This window comes from Microbacterium sp. NPDC008134 (genome assembly GCF_042957055.1).
Lineage (GTDB): Bacteria > Actinomycetota > Actinomycetes > Actinomycetales > Microbacteriaceae > Microbacterium.
Window position 1 is genome coordinate 150,089 of record NZ_JBIBHO010000002.1, and the last position, 16,524, is coordinate 166,612.

Annotated in this window: 17 protein-coding genes; 15 read left to right on the top strand and 2 right to left on the bottom strand. The window is 68.5% G+C overall.

Annotated features, from left to right (window positions below; genetic code table 11):
* Positions 1 to 158 precede the first annotated feature (158 nt).
* From ACFY9N_RS11230 to ACFY9N_RS11250, 5 genes are read left to right on the top strand one after another with little or no spacing between them, the layout of a single operon-like run.
* A complete protein-coding gene (locus tag ACFY9N_RS11230; protein ID WP_391478644.1) occupies positions 159 to 794 on the top strand; it encodes a SipW-dependent-type signal peptide-containing protein in 636 nt (211 codons plus the stop codon).
* A 7-nt stretch (positions 795 to 801) separates the two neighbouring features.
* The gene (locus ACFY9N_RS11235) at positions 802 to 1,458 is read left to right on the top strand and encodes a SipW-dependent-type signal peptide-containing protein (RefSeq protein ID WP_391478645.1); all 657 of its coding nucleotides are present in this window, start codon (positions 802 to 804) and stop codon (positions 1,456 to 1,458) included.
* A gap of 33 nt (positions 1,459 to 1,491) precedes the next feature.
* Positions 1,492 to 2,106, top strand: a complete 615-nt coding sequence (locus tag ACFY9N_RS11240) for a signal peptidase I (protein ID WP_391478647.1) — start codon at positions 1,492 to 1,494, stop codon at positions 2,104 to 2,106.
* Positions 2,103 to 2,777, top strand: a complete 675-nt coding sequence (locus ACFY9N_RS11245; RefSeq protein WP_391478648.1) for an LPXTG cell wall anchor domain-containing protein — start codon at positions 2,103 to 2,105, stop codon at positions 2,775 to 2,777. The genes ACFY9N_RS11240 and ACFY9N_RS11245 overlap by 4 nt, the downstream gene beginning before the upstream one ends.
* On the top strand, positions 2,774 to 3,310 hold the full coding sequence (locus tag ACFY9N_RS11250; protein WP_391478649.1) for a hypothetical protein: 537 nt from the start codon (positions 2,774 to 2,776) through the stop codon (positions 3,308 to 3,310). The genes ACFY9N_RS11245 and ACFY9N_RS11250 overlap by 4 nt, the downstream gene beginning before the upstream one ends.
* Positions 3,311 to 3,337: 27 nt before the next feature.
* On the opposite strand, the gene ACFY9N_RS11255 is transcribed toward ACFY9N_RS11250, so the two are convergent.
* Complete coding sequence (locus tag ACFY9N_RS11255; RefSeq protein ID WP_391478650.1) at positions 3,338 to 4,018, bottom strand: YqaJ viral recombinase family protein; 681 nt, start codon at positions 4,016 to 4,018, stop codon at positions 3,338 to 3,340.
* 245 nt (positions 4,019 to 4,263) lie between these two features.
* Between ACFY9N_RS11255 and ACFY9N_RS11260 the strand changes: the two genes are divergently transcribed.
* The 3 genes from ACFY9N_RS11260 to rplL all read left to right on the top strand — a co-directional run bounded on the left by ACFY9N_RS11260 (position 4,264) and on the right by rplL (position 6,543).
* Positions 4,264 to 5,250 carry a hypothetical protein gene (locus tag ACFY9N_RS11260; protein ID WP_391478651.1) on the top strand — a complete coding sequence of 329 codons (987 nt, stop codon included), beginning with the start codon at positions 4,264 to 4,266 and terminating at the stop codon, positions 5,248 to 5,250.
* 372 nt (positions 5,251 to 5,622) lie between these two features.
* Complete coding sequence (gene rplJ, locus ACFY9N_RS11265; RefSeq protein WP_391478652.1) at positions 5,623 to 6,111, top strand: 50S ribosomal protein L10; 489 nt, start codon at positions 5,623 to 5,625, stop codon at positions 6,109 to 6,111.
* Between the two features lie 48 nt (positions 6,112 to 6,159).
* The gene (gene rplL / locus ACFY9N_RS11270) at positions 6,160 to 6,543 is read left to right on the top strand and encodes a 50S ribosomal protein L7/L12 (RefSeq protein WP_391478654.1); all 384 of its coding nucleotides are present in this window, start codon (positions 6,160 to 6,162) and stop codon (positions 6,541 to 6,543) included.
* 70 nt (positions 6,544 to 6,613) lie between these two features.
* Here rplL and ACFY9N_RS11275 read toward each other — a convergent pair whose 3' ends face one another.
* Positions 6,614 to 7,618: a LacI family DNA-binding transcriptional regulator gene (locus ACFY9N_RS11275; protein WP_391478655.1), complete on the bottom strand. Its 1,005-nt coding sequence runs from the start codon at positions 7,616 to 7,618 to the stop codon at positions 6,614 to 6,616.
* 304 nt (positions 7,619 to 7,922) lie between these two features.
* Here ACFY9N_RS11275 and ACFY9N_RS11280 point away from each other — a divergent pair, with 304 nt between their 5' ends.
* The 7 genes from ACFY9N_RS11280 (at position 7,923) to ACFY9N_RS11310 (ending at position 16,515) form a co-directional block, all read left to right on the top strand.
* Positions 7,923 to 9,248 (top strand): ABC transporter substrate-binding protein, encoded by a 1,326-nt coding sequence (locus ACFY9N_RS11280; RefSeq protein ID WP_391478656.1) that lies wholly within the window; start codon positions 7,923 to 7,925, stop codon positions 9,246 to 9,248.
* Positions 9,249 to 9,357: 109 nt separating this feature from the next.
* Positions 9,358 to 10,698 carry a carbohydrate ABC transporter permease gene (locus tag ACFY9N_RS11285; RefSeq protein WP_391478658.1) on the top strand — a complete coding sequence of 447 codons (1,341 nt, stop codon included), beginning with the start codon at positions 9,358 to 9,360 and terminating at the stop codon, positions 10,696 to 10,698.
* Positions 10,698 to 11,669, top strand: a complete 972-nt coding sequence (locus ACFY9N_RS11290) for a carbohydrate ABC transporter permease (RefSeq protein ID WP_391478659.1) — start codon at positions 10,698 to 10,700, stop codon at positions 11,667 to 11,669. The genes ACFY9N_RS11285 and ACFY9N_RS11290 overlap by 1 nt, the downstream gene beginning before the upstream one ends.
* 85 nt (positions 11,670 to 11,754) lie before the next feature.
* Positions 11,755 to 13,131: a cystathionine beta-synthase gene (locus tag ACFY9N_RS11295; RefSeq protein ID WP_391478661.1), complete on the top strand. Its 1,377-nt coding sequence runs from the start codon at positions 11,755 to 11,757 to the stop codon at positions 13,129 to 13,131.
* Positions 13,132 to 13,186: 55 nt separating this feature from the next.
* Positions 13,187 to 14,341: a cystathionine gamma-synthase gene (locus ACFY9N_RS11300; RefSeq protein WP_391478662.1), complete on the top strand. Its 1,155-nt coding sequence runs from the start codon at positions 13,187 to 13,189 to the stop codon at positions 14,339 to 14,341.
* Positions 14,342 to 14,426: 85 nt separating this feature from the next.
* Positions 14,427 to 15,797 (top strand): multidrug effflux MFS transporter, encoded by a 1,371-nt coding sequence (locus ACFY9N_RS11305; RefSeq protein WP_391478663.1) that lies wholly within the window; start codon positions 14,427 to 14,429, stop codon positions 15,795 to 15,797.
* Between the two features lie 52 nt (positions 15,798 to 15,849).
* Positions 15,850 to 16,515, top strand: coding sequence for a phosphatase PAP2 family protein (locus ACFY9N_RS11310; RefSeq protein ID WP_391478664.1), 666 nt, complete (start codon positions 15,850 to 15,852; stop codon positions 16,513 to 16,515).
* Positions 16,516 to 16,524 lie beyond the last annotated feature (9 nt).

A 16,524-nucleotide genomic window follows, 5' to 3' on the forward strand; every position in this document is an offset into this window, starting at 1 on the left:
CGCGAACGCGCAACGATCGGATGCCGTCGCGCAAATGAGTCTTGAACGACCGTGCAGTCTCGGGAAGGATGGCGGCAACGCGATGGTGCGTGGCCTCTGAGGGGTGGCCATTCGACGTACCGGAGCGACCGACAAGTATTCCTGAGGGGGAATCGCACATGGTTACGAAGGATCGGAAGCGCAAGACTCTGGCAGTGCTGGCGGGCGGGCTCGTGCTCGGCGTCGGTGTCGCGGTGACGCTCGCCGCCTGGAACGACTCCGAGTTCGCGACCGGCACGTTCACGGCCGGATCGTTCAATCTGCAGGGCTCTGTGGCCGGCGACGTGAGCGCCAGTTACAGCGACCACAACGTCGACACCGGGGGGACGGCGGCCACGCTCGCCTTCACGCTCCCCACCGGCGTCGTGAGCAACATGGCCCCGGGCGACTCCGTGTACGCCGGGTTCTGGGTGCGGCTCGCCGCCGGGACGACGACGGGAGCGAGTCTCTCCGCCGCCGGCACCACGACGGGAGCCGCGGCGACGACCAACTCCGGCAACCTGTCGTACCAGGTGTACCAGTTGGCTCCTGGAGCGACCTGCAACGCGGCATCCGCCACCGGTACCCCGGTCGCGGCGGGAGCGACGATGGACGTGCAGACGGGCGTGAACCCGATGACGCTGACGAAGGGTGCCGACGCGGCGACGGCCGGAACGGCCGTGCAGCTGTGCTTCAAGGTGACGGCGGGCACGGCGCTCAAGCAGGGCGTCGCGACCACCACCACCTGGAAGTTCACGGCGACGTCGACGAGCTGAGTCCGTCATGCAGACCCGCAGAGCGATGCGGGAGGCGAAGCGACTCCGCTCCCGCCGGATACGGTCCGTCCTCGCGGGCGGGCTCGTCTTCGGCGTGGGCGCGGCGATGACGCTCGCCGCCTGGAACGACTCCGAGTACGCGACCGCGACGTTCACCGCCGGACGATTCGACATCGTCGGCGCGACCGATGGCGCCACGTTCTCGAGCCATGCCACGGCAGGGGCGGCGGCGACACTGAGCTTCGCCGTCGCGCCCACGGCCATGGTGCCCGGCACGACGACGTACGCGCTGTTCAGTGTCAAGACGGCGAACCCGTCCGGTGCGGGCACGCTGCAACTGACCGCGGGCACGCCCGGGGGTACCGGCCTCGCCACGTACCTCACCTACGGGGTCCGGCTCGTGCCGACGGCGGCGACCCCCAGTCTGTCGTGCACGGCCGCGACGTACGCCGCGGCATCCGCCTCGACGTCAGTCGTCGTCGCCGACGGATCGGCGCTCACGACCAACGGCGCCGCGACGACGACCGTGCCGCAGGCGGTGACCGCGAACGGCGCCAATCAGTTGAACTACTGCGTCGCCGTGACTCTTCCGACGACAGCGGTCAACGCGGCGCAGGGGCTCACGATGACGCAGACCTGGCAGATCCAGGGGACGTCGAGCTGACGGCGCCGACGGGTGACGACGCGAGGAGGGCTGATGAGCACGCCGACCACGAGGCGGAGCCTGCGCGAGCAGGCGGCCCTGTCGGGCGCGCCCGCGATGGCACCGGCACCCGCCGCACCGCGCCGTCGCGGAGGCGTCGGACGGATGCTCGGCGACCTCGCCCTGTGGATCGCCGCCGTGGCGGGGGTCGTCTGCATCGTGCTGGTGATCCTCGCGATGACGGCGAACATCACGCTCATCATGTTCCGCACGGGGTCGATGTCGCCGACGATCCCCGCCGGGTCCGTGGCCGTCGTGCAGCGGGTGGAGGCCGCTCAGGTGCAGGTGGGCGACGTCGTCACGGTCGATCGCGAGGGCGAACTGCCCGTCACGCACCGCGTCACCGCGATCGAACCCGGCGCGAGCGACGCCGAGCGCGTCATCACGATGCGCGGTGACGCCAACGCCACCGACGACCCCTTCCCGTACCCGGTGACCTCGGTGCGGACCGTGCTCTTCTCGATCCCCGGCATCGCCTCGGTGATCGTCGGGATGGGGGACCCGTGGGTGCTCGGCGGTCTGACCGCGGGGGCAACGGTGCTCGTGATCTGGGCATTCTGGCCGCGGTCGGGGTCGGCCGCGAGCCGCAGGCAGGACGGTGTCGTATGACGCGTCGTCCCGTGCTACTCGTGCCGTCGATCATCGCCGCCGGCATCCTCGTCGCCGCGCCCGGAATCCTGGTCGCCGGTCCTGCCTGGGCCGCTCCGACGACCGAGGTGATCCAGGGACGCGTACTGCGCCTCGTCTCGGTCGCCGACTGGGCGCAGGCCTCGCGGCTGCTGCCTGGCGAGCCCGTCCAGTGGGACATCGCGGTGAGCGCCGACCCGCCCGACCCGGGCACCGTCACGATCGCCGTGAGCGCCGCAGGCGACGCACCCCTTCTCGTCGACGCGGCTCTCTGCATGCGGGAGTGGCAGGAGAGCGGATGCCCGGGCGGCGCCGAAGAGCTCGAATCGGAGTGGAGCATCCCGCGGGACGGTTCCGAGGTCGCGCTCGCCGCGTTCCCCTCGACCGACGTCGCTCATCTGCGGCTGTGGATCACCCTCGGCGCCGACGACGACAACGGCGTCACCGATGTGAGGGTGCACGCGCAAGGCGTGGGGGAGGCCGTCGTCACCGGTCCCGGCGACCCGCTCCCGCTTCCCCTCCCGGCGACGGGAGGCGGAGTCGCGCCGTGGGTGATCGGTGCGGGTGCCGGTCTGGCCGCGGCCGGAGTCGGGTTGGCGGTGCTGCGCCGGCGCGACGGCCGGGATGGGCAGACGCCCGGGGGTGGCGCATGACCGGGCGGCAGCGGTCTCGTACGCCGGGCGGACGGAGACGGCGGATTCTCGCCGGCGTCCTGGGACTGTCGCTGCTCGCCGCCGGCGGCACGGTCGCGACGGTGCAGTCCACCGAGGCGCGGTTCACCGACACCGAGTTCGTCGCGTCGGGAACCTTCACCGCGTTCCGAGTGCCGGCGCCGACGATCACGGGATGCACGGCGGTGAACAACGCGTTGGGCATCTTCGAGAGCGTGACGCTGGTGTGGACCTCGCCGTACCCCGCGAACGGCGTGCGGCTGACACTGCAGCAGGGTACGACGACCGCGGTCGTTCCGACGGCGAACATCACGACCACCGGTCCGTCCAACGGGCTCTACACGCACACGGCCTTCCTCAACCAGGGGCTTCTGGTGAGCCTGCTCGCGAACCTGCTCGGCAGCTCGACGACGATGACGGTGAACAACCTGCTCGTCGGTACATCGTGGGTGTCCGTCGGCGCGGTGCGCACGCTCAATGTGGGCGCGCTGGGAATCGGTTCGTCCTGCACCTGAGACCGGCGGCGTCGAGCCGTCGCTTGCTCAGTCGGCGAGGGCGAGGGCGCGGAACGCGTCGCGCTCGCGCAACTGCTCGCGGCGGCTGGCCACGGCATCCGGTGTGCGGCTCGGCACCTGCTGACCGGTCGTGCGGCGGTAGAGCTCGTCGATGAGGTCGGTCGCGAGGCCGACCAGCTTCGCGATCTCACGGTCGTCGCGATCGATCCACACGCACCGCGGCTCGTCGTGGATCGGGGCGAAGTCGACGTGCTCCTCCCAGACGAAGAGGGTTCGCTCGGCTCCCAGGACGTGCTGCTGCCACCACACCTGGCGGAGATACGTGCGGGGGATGCCGCGGAACGCCTTGTTCGTCGTCTTGATCTCGGCGAGCTTGACGCGGCCGTCGGCGTCGACCGCGATGCCGTCGGGGGTCGCCAGGTGCCGGTGCTCGACCTCGGCCCGGAACAGGGCCGACGAGGGCAGGATGCCGTGGGTCGCCGCGACCCAGGCGGCGATCTCGGGTTCGCGGCGCCGACCGTGGTCGGTGTAGGCGTTGCCGCCGAAGCGGGGGCCGCCCCCGAGTTTGGACTCCGCCGCGCGCGCGATCGACTTCTCGGAGGTGAGGCCGGCGACATCGGTCGCCGTGATCCCTCGTGACCGGGCCCGCAGCCAGGCGACGCGGTCGCGCGAGTCCGCGACGATGCGTGCGGCGAGTTCGGGGGTCACCCATCGAGCCTAACCCCGCCCTCCGACCTCCCCGCCCCCACACGCCGCCTTCTCCGTCGCCCCCTGTTCTCGTCGCTGCCCCCGCTTACGTGCGCGCGCAACAGGGGGCGCGGGCAACACATGGGGGCGGTGTCGGCGCGGGCACTTGGTCTGCACATGCAGGGGACTCGGCGAATTGTCGCTGTGGAGCGGCCTGCGAGCGATCTGGCTGCGCGGGGTGCCGGAGAAAGGAGCAGGATCGACGGATGCCCCGAACGCTCGACCTCTCCACGGCACGACCACTGCTCGCTTCCCGCGACCAGTTGCTGTCCCAGCAATGGACGGATCGTCAGATCGGCACAGGTGTGGCGGAGGGAGATCTCGTCCGGGTTCGACGCGGGTGGTACGTCGAGGGTGACGCATGGCGAGGTCTGTGGAGTGAGGGACAGCATCTTCTGAAGGTCCTCGCCGCGCATCTCAATGCCGATGGAGAGGGGCCGGTCTTCTCCGGGGAATCTGCGGCTGTGCTCTGGGGACTGCCGCTCTACCGGCATAGGCCCGCCGTTGTGCACGCGCTCCTCGACGGCACTCGTCACGGACGCACGCGTGCGGGCATCCTGTGGCACCCTCGGAGCGAGATCGATCTGCACGACATCGTCACGGTCGACGGCATCCGTTGCACGTCGATGGATCGCACGGTCATCGACGCCGCACGCACGCTGCCCGTGGCAGCAGCGGTATCTCTGGCGGATGCCGCGCTCCGTCACGTCGCGGTCAGAGAACACGAGCAGGATGCCGAGGTTGCGGGCGACTGGCGCGAGCGGCTCGGATCCCGTCTCGGCGAAAGCCGTGCGCGCGGGGTGCGAGTGGCGCGCCGCGTGATCGCCTTCGCCGACGGTCGCGCGCAACTTCCGGGAGAGAGCGTCAGTCGGCTCCATCTCGCGCGGCTCGGCTTCCGCAACCTCAGTCTTCAAGAGTCCGTCGTCGGCGCGAGAGGCAACCAGTACTGGCTGGACTTCGCCTTCCGCGGGGCTCGCGTGTTCGGCGAGTTCGACGGCGAAGGGAAATACCTGGATCCCGATCTCCTTCAAGGCAGGTCGACGCAGGAAGTCCTTCTGGAGGAGAAACGGCGCGAGGACGACATTCGGGGAGTGACGGGGTGGCGCCTGATCAGGTGGGGGAACGAGCACATCCGCAGCTCAGGCATCCTCGGTGCGCGACTCTCGGCCTTCGGCGTCCACCCGCCCGGCTAATCACGAGTGCTGCTCTTCGCCTTGTCGACGCCCCCGTCTTCCGCCGACGCCCCCTGTTGCGCGCGCTTCTGAGCGGGGGCGTCGGCAAGAAGCGGGGGTCTCGGCGGCCCTGGCAGCGAGGTGTACTCGGGAGACCGCCGCGATTTGGGGGAGCGGATGCCGTGGGGTAGAGTTATACCAACCGAAGACCGCCGGTCATCGATGAGTGCGCAGGCACTCGCCGATCGAAGCTCTGCATCGCAGGGGCCCGCGCAGGTGTCACGATCTTCTCAAAGCTCCGTGCGCTTGCGCCGGAGCTTTTCTCGTTGTTGCGGGCGGTCCAGGTCGGCGCCCCACCACCGTGCGGCGCCTCGTACACACCAAGGAGTGACCATGGCGCAGAAGGATGCATCGGTTGCCGAGCTCACGAAGTCATTCGAGAACTCGTCCGCCGTCCTGCTGACCGAGTACCGCGGTCTGACGGTTGCCCAGCTCAAGGAGCTGCGCAACAGCATCCGTCAGGACGCTGAGTACGCCGTGGTGAAGAACACGCTGACCAAGCTTGCGGCCAACAAGGCCGGCATCACGGCGCTCGACGACGACCTCAAGGGTCCGTCGGCCGTCGCGTTCGTGCACGGCGACTTCGTCGCCACCGCCAAGGCTCTGCGTGACTTCGCCAAGGCCAACCCGCTTCTCGTGATCAAGGCCGGCATCTTCGAGGGCAACGCCCTCACCGCCGACGAGGTCAACAAGTACGCCTCGCTCGAGAGCCGTGAGGTTCTGCTGGCGAAGGCTGCGGGCATGATGAAGGCGACGATGGGCAAGGCTGCCGCCACCATCGACGCGCTTCGCGAAAAGCTGGAGACCGCAGAGGCCGCGTAAGCGACCGGCGATCTCGTCTACAAACCCCATCTATCTAGGAGATACATCATGGCGAAGCTTTCCACCGAGGAGCTGCTCGAGCAGTTCGCCGGCCTCACCCTCATCGAGCTCAACGAGTTCGTGAAGGCGTTCGAGGAGAAGTTCGAGGTCACCGCTGCTGCACCCGTCGCCGTCGCCGGCGCTGCGGGTGGCGCTGGCGCTGCCGAGGCTGAGGACGAGAAGGACTCCTTCGACGTCATCCTCGAGTCGGCCGGTGACAAGAAGATCCAGGTCATCAAGACGGTCCGCGAGCTCACCTCGCTGGGCCTCGGCGAGGCCAAGGCCGTCGTCGACGGTGCTCCCAAGGCCGTGCTCGAGGGCGCGAACAAGGAGACCGCCGACAAGGCGAAGGCTGCTCTCGAAGAGGCAGGCGCCACGGTTACCCTCAAGTAATCGCGTCTGAACGCTTCACGAATGCCCCGGCTCCGGTCGGGGCATTCGTGCGTTAAGGCGCGGTCGGGTGTCAGCGCGGCGCGGCGGTCGAGCCGCGCACCACGAGAGCGGATGCCGCGGCGACCTGCTCGACGGCGGCATCCGGGTCATCCATCCTCCGCGTGAGGAGGCGGACCGCGTCGTGCCCCTGGTCGCGCGGTGACTGTCGGATCGTCGTCAGGGCGAACAGCTCGGCGTGCTCGTGATCGTCGATGCCCACGACGCTGAGCTCCGTCGGCACGGCGATGCCGAGGCGCCGGGCGGCGATGATCGTGCCGATCGCGGCCTCATCGCACACCGCGACGATCGCGGTCGGGCGGTGGCGCCGATCACCGAGCAGGCCGACCGCCGCGGCGTACCCCTCGGACAGCGTCGGGCCCGAGCCCGCGACGCGGGCCTCATCGGCGATGCCGGCGGTGCCGAGGGCGGCGAGATAGCCGTCGATGCGCTTCTCGTCGCCGTAGCTGAGGGCGGCGGGATCCGTCGTTCCGCCGACGAAGGCGATCGATGTGTGTCCGAGCTCGATGAGGTGCTCGGTGGCGATGCGCGCGGCGGCGGCGTCGTCGATCGACACCGCGCTCGACCCCTCGCTGTACGGTCCGACGCTGACGAGCGGGCGTCCGGTCTGCTGCAGGCGCTCGAGTTCGTGGGCGCTGGGTTGGATGCCGACGGCGATGATCCCGTCGAAGCGGCGGCGGGGGAGCACGCTCGAGAACAGGCGCTCGCGCGTCTCGGACCCTTCGGGTACCCCGTAAAGGGCGAGGTCGTAGTCGAGGGCGAACAGCGCCTCCTGGATGCCGGCGAGAAGCTCGGCGAAGAACCAGCGGTCGACCGGGGGCATGACGACCCCGACGGTCTGTGTGCGCCCGGTGGCGAGGCTGGTGGCGGAGGAGTGGGCGACGTACGACAGTTCGGCTGCGGCCTCTTCCACGCGCTGTCGTGTCTCCTCCGAGACGTAGCCCCGGCCGCTAAGGGCCCTGCTGGCGGTGGCCTTCGAGACGCCGGCGCGGGCTGCGACGTCGGCGATCTTGCTCATCGGTCCTCCTCGACCACCCTCGGCATCGAGGGGTCCGTTCCGCACATCGACGCCGGCGCGCGGGGGGACGCGCCGAAGTCAGCGTAACCGGTCACGGCGCCGAAAAGGAACCGGTTCCACAGGAAAAGGATGAGAGCGCTCCCATCTCGCATCCCGATATGCCTCGAAAGGATGCGATCTTGTGACATTCCCCAGTTGTGCCGCGGGAGGAAAGGTCTGTAGGTTTACCTGGAATCGGTTCCCCAATGGTTGCGGCGATTGCTCCCTTGGGCGGACGGATGATCCACCTGAAGAGGAGAAGTAAATGGCTTTGTCACAGCGATACCGCCTTCTTGCACCGATCGCGCTCGTCGGAGCGGCGACCCTGGTTCTGGCCGGCTGCGCCGAGGGCGGCAGCGGCGACGGCGGTGGAGATGCGAAGACCACCGTCCGCATCTCCGGAGGTATCACGGGCGTCGAGGCTGACGACCTGAACAAGTCCTTCGAGCAGTTCACCGAAGACACCGGCATCACCGTCGAGTACACGGGCGACAAGGGCTTCGAGGGCAACATCGTGACCAAGGTCACCGGTGGCGACGCCCCCGACATCGCGATCGTCCCCCAGCCGGGTCTGCTCAAGACCCTCGTCGACACGGGCAAGGTCATGGCGGCCCCCGAGGCCGTCGAGGCCGCGGTCGACGAGAACTGGTCCGAGGACTGGAAGAAGTACGGCACCTTCGACGACACGTTCTATGCGGCGCCGATGCTCGCGAACCTCAAGGGTTACGTCTGGTACTCGCCCAAGCAGTTCGCCGAGTGGGGTGTCGAGGTCCCGACCACGTGGGACGAGATGATGACCCTCACCCAGACGATCGTCGACAAGACCGGCGGCCCTGCCTGGTGCGCCGGCTTCTCGTCCGAGGCGGCGTCCGGCTGGCCGGGCACCGACTGGATCGAGGACCTCGTGCTCCGTCAGTCCGGCCCCGAGGTCTACGACCAGTGGGTCGACGGCGAGGTCAAGTTCACCGACCCGGAGATCAAGGAGGCGTTCGACGCGGTCGGCGAGATCCTGCTCAACCCGGACTACGTCAACGCGGGATACGGCGATGTGAAGAGCATCAACTCCACCGCCTTCGGTGACGTGGCCTCGGCCGTGGCGAAGGGCGACTGCGCCCTCACCCACCAGGCCTCGTTCCTGTCGGCGAACTTCCTCGACACCGAGACGGCCGAGGGCGCGGTTCCCGAGGTCGCGGAAGACGGCGACGTCTACGCGTTCATCATGCCGGGCGAGAAGGCCGGTGAGCTGCAGGTCGAGGGCGGCGGCGAGTTCGTCGCGGCCTTCTCCGACGACGACGCGACCCAGCAGGTGCTCGAGTTCATGGCCTCGCCGGAGTTCGCCGACGCACGAGTGTCGCTCGGCGGCGTGATCTCCGCCAACAAGAACGCCGACGCGACCCTCGCCTCGAGCCAGTTCCTCACCGACGCGATGAAGATCATGCAGAACGAGTCGACGACGTTCCGTTTCGACGCCTCCGACCTGATGCCGGCCACCGTCGGCTCGGGTTCGTTCTGGAAGGGCATGGTCGACTGGATCGACGGCAAGGACACCGACACGGTGCTCTCCGACATCCAGGCCGGCTACGAGAACTGATCGTCTCGCTACGATCAGCGTGAGCTGAGCGGGGTCGGGCTGAGAAGCCCGGCCCCGCTCCTCCCATCCAATCGCCCGAGTACGCAGCAGTACTCAGAAGGGGACTCCCATGTCGCAAGCGACCATCGAGAAGTCCGTCGAGGCCGACGAACTTCCGGTGACGAGGCACGGCGCCGATCCGAAGGGGCGCGCGATCACGCGCACCGTTCTCGCGATCGGTTTCGTCGTGCTCGTCGCCCTCGCCCTCCTCCTCGTCTTCACCACGTCCACCGAAGAGTCCGCACGCACGACGATCGGGTTCTCGCTCAACAGTTTCTTCGTGGCTCTCGGTGGCATGCACCCGCTCGTGCAGATCCCCGTAATCCTCGTCGTCTTCGGCGTGGTCGTCGGCATCATCCTGGTGCTCATCGAGTTCGCCCCGCGCCCGGGTCGCGGGTACTTCATCATGCGGCTGGTGGCCTGCCTGGTGATCCCGGTGCTCGCGTTCCTGCTGCTGCGCCCCTATCAGAACGCCGTGCTGTACGTCGTGGCGATCGCCCTGCTGGTCGGCGCGCTGCTGTTCTTCGCCGACTTCCGTGCCCGTCAGGGAGCCGGCTATCTCTTCCAGCTCGTGCTCTTCATGGCCCCGGCCTCGATCATGCTCATCCTGGGCCTGATCTACCCGGCGATCTCGACGATCTTCAAGTCGTTCTTCGACAAGACCGGCGCGAACTTCGTCGGGTTCGAGAACTACGTCTGGGTCTTCACCAACCCGGTCGGCACCTCCTCGGTCATCAACACGCTCCTGTGGGCGCTGCTGGCCCCGGTGATCTCGGTGATCATCGGTCTCGCCTACGCCGTGTTCATCGACCGGGCCCGCGGCGAGAAGATCCTCAAGGTGCTCGTCTTCATGCCCGTTGCGATCTCGTTCGTCGGCGCCGGCATCATCTGGAAATTCATGTACGACGCCCGCCAGGGCGACCAGATCGGTCTGCTCAACGCGATCGTCACCGCGTTCGGCGGTGACCCGGTGCAGTGGCTCGCCATCAAGCCGGTGATCAACACCCTGATGCTCCTGATCGTGTTCATCTGGACGCAGACGGGCTTCGCGATGGTGATCCTGTCTGCGGCGATCAAGGCCGTGCCGATCGAGCAGATGGAGGCCGCCGAGCTCGACGGCACCAACGCGTGGCAGCGATTCCGCAACGTCACCGTTCCCGGCATCCGCTCCTCCCTGATCGTCGTGCTCACCACGATCACGATCGCCTCGCTGAAGGTGTACGACATCGTCGCCGTCATGACCGGTGGACGTGACGAGACCAGCGTGCTCGGATTCGAGATGGTCAACCAGCAGCAGAGGTTCCAGAGCTACGGACACTCCTCGGCTCTGGCCGTCGTGCTGTTCCTGTTCGTGCTGCCCCTGATCGTCTACAACGCCCGATCGATGGCCAAGCAGAGGGAGATCCGCTGATGAGCGCCACAGAACTCCTCGTCACGAAGGACAACCGCACCAAGCGGCAGGTCGCTCGCGACACCCGCAAGAACGAGGCGATCGCCCACAAGAAGCTGACGTCGAAGGGCGCGACGATCGCCGCCGCGATCATCGCCATCTTCTGGACGATCCCGACCTTCGGACTGTTCGTCACCTCGTTCCGTCCCGGTGCCGACACGCAGACCTCGGGATGGTGGACGGTCTTCACCAACCCCGAATTCACGCTCGACAACTACGTCCAGGCGTGGAACTCGGGCGGCACCTCGACCACGCTCGCCTCGGCGTTCGTCAACTCGCTGGCGATCACGATCCCCGCGACGGTCTTCCCGATCGTGATGGCGGCGCTCGCCGCCTACGCGTTCGCGTGGATCGACTTCAAGGGTCGCAGCATGCTGTTCGTGTTCGTCTTCGCGCTGCAGATCGTGCCGCTGCAGATGGCCCTGGTGCCGTTGCTGAGCCTGTTCTCGGAGGGGCTCACGATCAACGACGTACCGATCTTCCCCGGTTTCGGGCTGAACGACGTGCAGTACAGCTTCGCCCGCGTCTGGATCGCGCACGCGATCTTCGCGCTCCCGCTCGCGACGTTCATGCTGCACAACTTCATCTCGGAGATCCCCGGCGAGATCATCGAGGCGGCCCGCGTCGACGGCGCCGGTCACGGTCAGGTTTTCTTCCGGATCATCCTGCCGCTGGCGGCTCCGGCGATCGCGTCGTTCGGTATCTTCCAGTTCCTCTGGGTCTGGAACGACCTGCTCGTCGCGACGATCTTCGCCTCGCCGGGCGCGCTGCCGATCACCCAGGCCCTCAACTCGTTGTCGGGCACCTGGGGCAACAAGTGGTTCCTGCAGTCCGCGGGAACGTTCATCTCGATCATCATCCCGCTGATCGTGTTCTTCGCCCTCCAGCGCTTCTTCGTGCGCGGCCTGCTGGCCGGCGCGACGAAGGGCTAGCCCTTCGACAGGCTCAGGAACCAACACATGGATGCCGTGGCGCAACACTTCTGCGCCACGGCATCCGTCGTTCTACGCTGAACGTATGAAGTACGCAGATTCGATCGTCGACCTCGTCGGCGACACACCCCTCGTGAAGCTCCAGCACGTGACCGAGGGCGTGGACTGCACGGTGCTCGTGAAGCTCGAGTACTTCAACCCCGGCGGCTCGTCGAAAGACCGCATCGCCTCGCGCATCATCGATGCGGCGGAGGCGGCGGGTCAGCTGAAGCCGGGTGGCACGATCGTCGAGCCGACGAGCGGCAACACCGGCGTGGGTCTCGCCCTGGTCGCGCAGCAGCGCGGCTACAACTGCGTCTTCGTCGTGCCCGACAAGGTCGGCGACGACAAGATCGACGTGCTGCGCGCCTACGGGGCCGAGGTCGTCGTGACGCCGACGTCGGTGCCGGCCGACAGCCCCGAGTCGTACTACAGCGTGAGCGACCGGCTGGCGCGCGAGATCCCGGGCGCGTTCAAGCCCAACCAGTACGAGAACCCCAACGGTCCGCGCAGCCACTACGAGACGACGGGTCCCGAGATCTGGCGCGACACCGACGGCACGGTCACGCACTTCGTCGCCGGCGTCGGCACGGGCGGCACCATCAGCGGCACGGGGCGCTATCTGCGCGAGGTCTCGGACGACCGCGTGCGCATCATCGGCATCGATCCGGAGGGCAGCGTCTACAGCGGCGGAACCGGGCGGCCGTATCTCGTCGAGGGCGTCGGCGAGGACATCTGGCCCGGATCGTACGACCCGGAGGTGCCCCACGAGATCGTCGCGGTCGGCGACGCCGAGTCGTTCGCGATGACCCGCCGCCTCGCTCGCGAGGAGGGCATCCTCGTCGGCGGATCGAGCGGCATGGCCGTCGTGGGCGCGCTGCGCATCGCGAAGGATCTGCCCGCGGATGCCGTGATGGTCGTGCTCCTTCCCGACGGCGGACGCGGGTACCTCGGCAAGATCTTCAACGACGGGTGGATGCGCTCCTACGGTTTCAGCGAGGTGGAGGAGGGCGAGACCGTCGCCGACGTGATCTCCGCCCGCGCCGCGCGGCAGGGATCGGCGATCCCCGACCTCGTGCACGCGCACCCGACCGACACCGTCCTCGAGGCGATCGGCATGATGACCGAGTACGAGGTGTCGCAGCTCGTGGTGCTGAGCGCCGAGCCGCCGGTGATGATGGGCGAGGTCGTGGGAACGGTCGACGAGAAGGGTCTGCTCGACCTGTTGTTCCGGGGCGAAGGTCATGCCACCGACGCCGTGGGCGATCACGTGGGGGAGCGGCTGCCGCTCATCGGCATCCATGCGTCGGTCGCGCAGGCGCGCGCCGCGCTCGCCGACGCCGATGCGCTGCTCGTCACCGAGGGCGGCAAGCCGCACACCGTTCTGACCCGACAGGACTTGCTCGCGTACCTCTCGAAGTGACGCGCGACGTAACAGGATCGCCGCAGCCGCGGAGCCCGCACGTAGGCTGAGGGGCATGTCCGAGCACTCCTTCGCCACCCGAGCCATCCACGCAGGTCAGGAACCCGACGCCCGTACCGGCGCGATCATCCCGCCGATCTACCAGGCGTCGACCCACGTGCAGGACGGCATCGGCGGCTTCCGCGAGGGCTATGAGTACAACCGAGCGGGCAACCCCACCCGGTCGTCGCTCGAGATCCAGCTCGCGGCGCTCGAGGGCGGCGTCTCGGCGCTTTCGTTCGCCTCGGGGCTGGCCGCCGAAGACGCGCTGCTGCGCGGCATCCTGAAGCCGGGCGATCACGTCGTCCTCGGCAACGACGTCTACGGCGGCACGTACCGCCTGCTCACCCGCGTGCTCGCACCGTGGGGCATCGAGACGACCACGGTCGAGCTCGGCGACCTCGATGCGGTGCGCCAGGCGATCCGCCCCGAGACGAAGATCGTCTGGCTCGAGACCCCCAGCAACCCGCTTCTCAAGATCGTCGACATCGCGGTCGTCGCCGAGGTCGCGCATGCGGCCGGTGCCGTCGTGGTGGTCGATAACACCTTCGCCTCGCCGGCGCTGCAGCAGCCGCTCGCCCTCGGTGCCGACCTCGTCGTGCACTCGACGACCAAGTACCTCGGCGGGCACTCCGACGTGCTGGGCGGCGCGGTCGTGTTCGGCGATGACACGCATTACGACGCGATCAAGTTCCAGCAGTTCGCGGTCGGAGCCGTGTCGGCCCCGCTCGATGCCTGGCTCACCACCCGCGGTATCAAGACGCTCGCGGTGCGGGTGCGTCAGCACTCCGAGAACGCGCAGGCGATCGCCGAGTGGGCCGAGAGCCGCCCCGAGTTCGAGCGCGTCTTCTACCCGGGTCTCGCCTCGCACCCCGGCCACGACATCGCGGCCCGTCAGATGAGCGGCTTCGGTGGGATGCTGTCGCTCGCCCTCGTCGCAGGCCCCGCCGCCGCCAAGGCCTTCGCGGAGTCGACGGAGATCTTCCAGCTCGCGGAGTCGCTCGGCGGTGTCGAGTCGCTGATCGGCTACCCGCCGGACATGACGCACGCCTCGGTGCGCGGCACCGCTCTCGCGGTTCCCGAGAACGTGGTGCGCCTGTCGGTCGGCATCGAGGACGTGCGCGACCTGATCGCCGACCTCGAGCAGGGACTCGCTCGCATCGACGCCTGAGGGCACCCGGGGTGCGGGTGTGCCCGTAGAATGGGTGGCTGGTTCGAATCGATTCGACCATCCGCCCTCGCTCCGAAAGGCCGTCGTGCCCGACGCTCCTCGCACCGACTCCGTCCCGACGATTCCCGCGCCCGCTGCGCCCGAACGCACGGCGACCGGCAGCATCCGCATCCCCACTTCGACGGGAGCGATCCGCACGCTCGGATCCAACCCGTCGACGGCGCCGATCATGCTGCACCCGGGCGACTCGATCTCGAACGGCCGACGCGCCCTCTACATCGTGCTGCTCGGCGCGCTCACCGCTCTCGGTCCGTTCACGATCGACCTCTACCTGCCGGCCTTCCCGGTGCTCGAAGAGGACTTCCAGACGACCGCCGCCGCGATCCAGCTCACGCTCACCGGCACCATGATCGGCTTCGCGGTCGGGCAGCTGCTCGTCGGCCCCCTCAGCGACAAGATCGGTCGACGGCTCCCGCTCATCATCGTGACGGCGCTGCACGTGCTCGCGAGCCTCGCCGCCGCGTTCGCACCCACGCTCGAGCTGCTCAGCGCTTCGCGCGTGCTCATGGGAATGGGTGCCGCGGCGGGCGGTGTGGTCGCCATGGCGATCGTGCGCGATCTGTTCGGCGGGCGCCGGCTCGTCGTGATGCTCTCCCGCCTCGCGCTCGTGTCGGGCGTCGCGCCCGTCGTCGCGCCGCTGATCGGATCGTGGTTGCTGACGCTCATGCCCTGGCGCGGGATCTTCGGCGTGCTCGCGGCTTACGGCGTCGTGATGCTGGTCTCGACCCTGATCTTCATCCCTGAGACCCTCCCGGCCGCCCGTCGTCAGGGCGGCGGCGCCACGGTGCTGCAGCGTTACCGCTCGGTGCTCTCGGATCGGGTGTTCCTCGGCGTGCTCGTGGTCGGCGGCATGACCTTCTCGGGCCTCTTCTCGTACCTGTCGGCGTCGCCGTTCCTGTTCCAGCAGACGCATGGGCTCGACCCGCAGCAGTACGGTCTGCTCTTCGCCGTGAACTCGCTCGGCGTCGTCGTCGGCGTGCAGACCGCGTCGCGGCTCGCGGCGCGCTTCGGCCCGCAGTGGGTGCTCGCGTACTCGACATCGGTACTGCTGCTCGCCGGCACCGCCATCATCGTGACCGACCAGCTCGGCCTCGGGCTCTGGGGCACCGTCATCCCGTTGTTCGTGTTCATGACCGCGTGCGGTTTCACGTTCCCGAATGTGCAGGTGCTGGCCCTCGACCGTCACGGCAAGGCGGCGGGCACCGCGGCCTCGATCCTCGGCGCCACGAACTTCGGCGTCGCGGGACTCATCTCGCCGGTCGTCGGCTGGGTCTCGCACGATGCGGGGATCACGGCGACGACGATGGCCGCGGTCATGGCCGGGTGCGCCGCGATCGGCATCCTCGCGCTCTGGTTCGTCGTGCGCCCGCGCACCGTCGGCCTGCTCACTCCCTGAGCGGTCGGGCGCTTCGCCGGGATTCTCAGGGGGCATCCGACAGAATGGGGCGATGAACAGGCGGATGCTGGTGTGGTCGGGTGTCGGATGCCTCGTGCTGGTGTTCGCACTCGGCGCCCTGATCACCCTCGGTGTGGCGCATCCGTTCGTCTTCGACGCATGGTGGAACGACCTGGTCGTGTCGTTCCGCTCCGACGGGATGATCGCCTTCGCCCATGCACTCGACACCGTCGGCGGCGGTTGGGTCGCGGTCTACCTCGTGCCTCTCGTCGTGATCATCGCGTTTCTGCTGGCGCGCCGCTGGCGCTCTGCCGTCTTCGCGGCGCTCGCCTTCCTCGCGAGTGCCGGCGCGGTGCAGCTGCTCAAGCACCTCTTCGGACGCGCACGCCCCGAGGACATGCTGGTGCTCAGCGACTACGGGTCGTTCCCGTCCGGTCACACCGCCAATGCTGCGACCCTCGCGTTCGTGTTCGCCGTGTTGTTCCCGAACGTATGGGTCCGTGTCGCGGGCGCCGTCTGGATCGTGCTGATGGCGCTGTCGCGCACCTTCCTGTCGGTGCACTGGGCGACCGACACGATCGGCGGAGCCCTGCTCGGTGCGGGGGTCGTGCTCCTGCTCGCGGCGTGGCTGCTGCCGTGGGTACGGCGCCCCGGAGAGGCCGAGCCGCCCGCCGATAGTCTGGACGACGCGCCACCCACCGACGCCCCCACTCACTGAGGAGTTCCC

What these genes read in the sequence shown, in the direction of transcription:
- ACFY9N_RS11230 (WP_391478644.1), top strand. Translation starts at nt 159, where the DNA reads ATGGTTACGAAGGATCGGAAGCGCAAGACTCTGGCAGTGCTGGCGGGC.
- ACFY9N_RS11235 (WP_391478645.1), top strand. Translation starts at nt 802, where the DNA reads ATGCAGACCCGCAGAGCGATGCGGGAGGCGAAGCGACTCCGCTCCCGC.
- ACFY9N_RS11240 (WP_391478647.1), top strand. Translation starts at nt 1,492, where the DNA reads ATGAGCACGCCGACCACGAGGCGGAGCCTGCGCGAGCAGGCGGCCCTG.
- ACFY9N_RS11245 (WP_391478648.1), top strand. Translation starts at nt 2,103, where the DNA reads ATGACGCGTCGTCCCGTGCTACTCGTGCCGTCGATCATCGCCGCCGGC.
- ACFY9N_RS11250 (WP_391478649.1), top strand. Translation starts at nt 2,774, where the DNA reads ATGACCGGGCGGCAGCGGTCTCGTACGCCGGGCGGACGGAGACGGCGG.
- ACFY9N_RS11260 (WP_391478651.1), top strand. Translation starts at nt 4,264, where the DNA reads ATGCCCCGAACGCTCGACCTCTCCACGGCACGACCACTGCTCGCTTCC.
- rplJ (WP_391478652.1), top strand. Translation starts at nt 5,623, where the DNA reads ATGGCGCAGAAGGATGCATCGGTTGCCGAGCTCACGAAGTCATTCGAG.
- rplL (WP_391478654.1), top strand. Translation starts at nt 6,160, where the DNA reads ATGGCGAAGCTTTCCACCGAGGAGCTGCTCGAGCAGTTCGCCGGCCTC.
- ACFY9N_RS11275 (WP_391478655.1), bottom strand. Translation starts at nt 7,618, where the DNA reads ATGAGCAAGATCGCCGACGTCGCAGCCCGCGCCGGCGTCTCGAAGGCC.
- ACFY9N_RS11280 (WP_391478656.1), top strand. Translation starts at nt 7,923, where the DNA reads ATGGCTTTGTCACAGCGATACCGCCTTCTTGCACCGATCGCGCTCGTC.
- ACFY9N_RS11285 (WP_391478658.1), top strand. Translation starts at nt 9,358, where the DNA reads ATGTCGCAAGCGACCATCGAGAAGTCCGTCGAGGCCGACGAACTTCCG.
- ACFY9N_RS11290 (WP_391478659.1), top strand. Translation starts at nt 10,698, where the DNA reads ATGAGCGCCACAGAACTCCTCGTCACGAAGGACAACCGCACCAAGCGG.
- ACFY9N_RS11295 (WP_391478661.1), top strand. Translation starts at nt 11,755, where the DNA reads ATGAAGTACGCAGATTCGATCGTCGACCTCGTCGGCGACACACCCCTC.
- ACFY9N_RS11300 (WP_391478662.1), top strand. Translation starts at nt 13,187, where the DNA reads ATGTCCGAGCACTCCTTCGCCACCCGAGCCATCCACGCAGGTCAGGAA.
- ACFY9N_RS11310 (WP_391478664.1), top strand. Translation starts at nt 15,850, where the DNA reads ATGAACAGGCGGATGCTGGTGTGGTCGGGTGTCGGATGCCTCGTGCTG.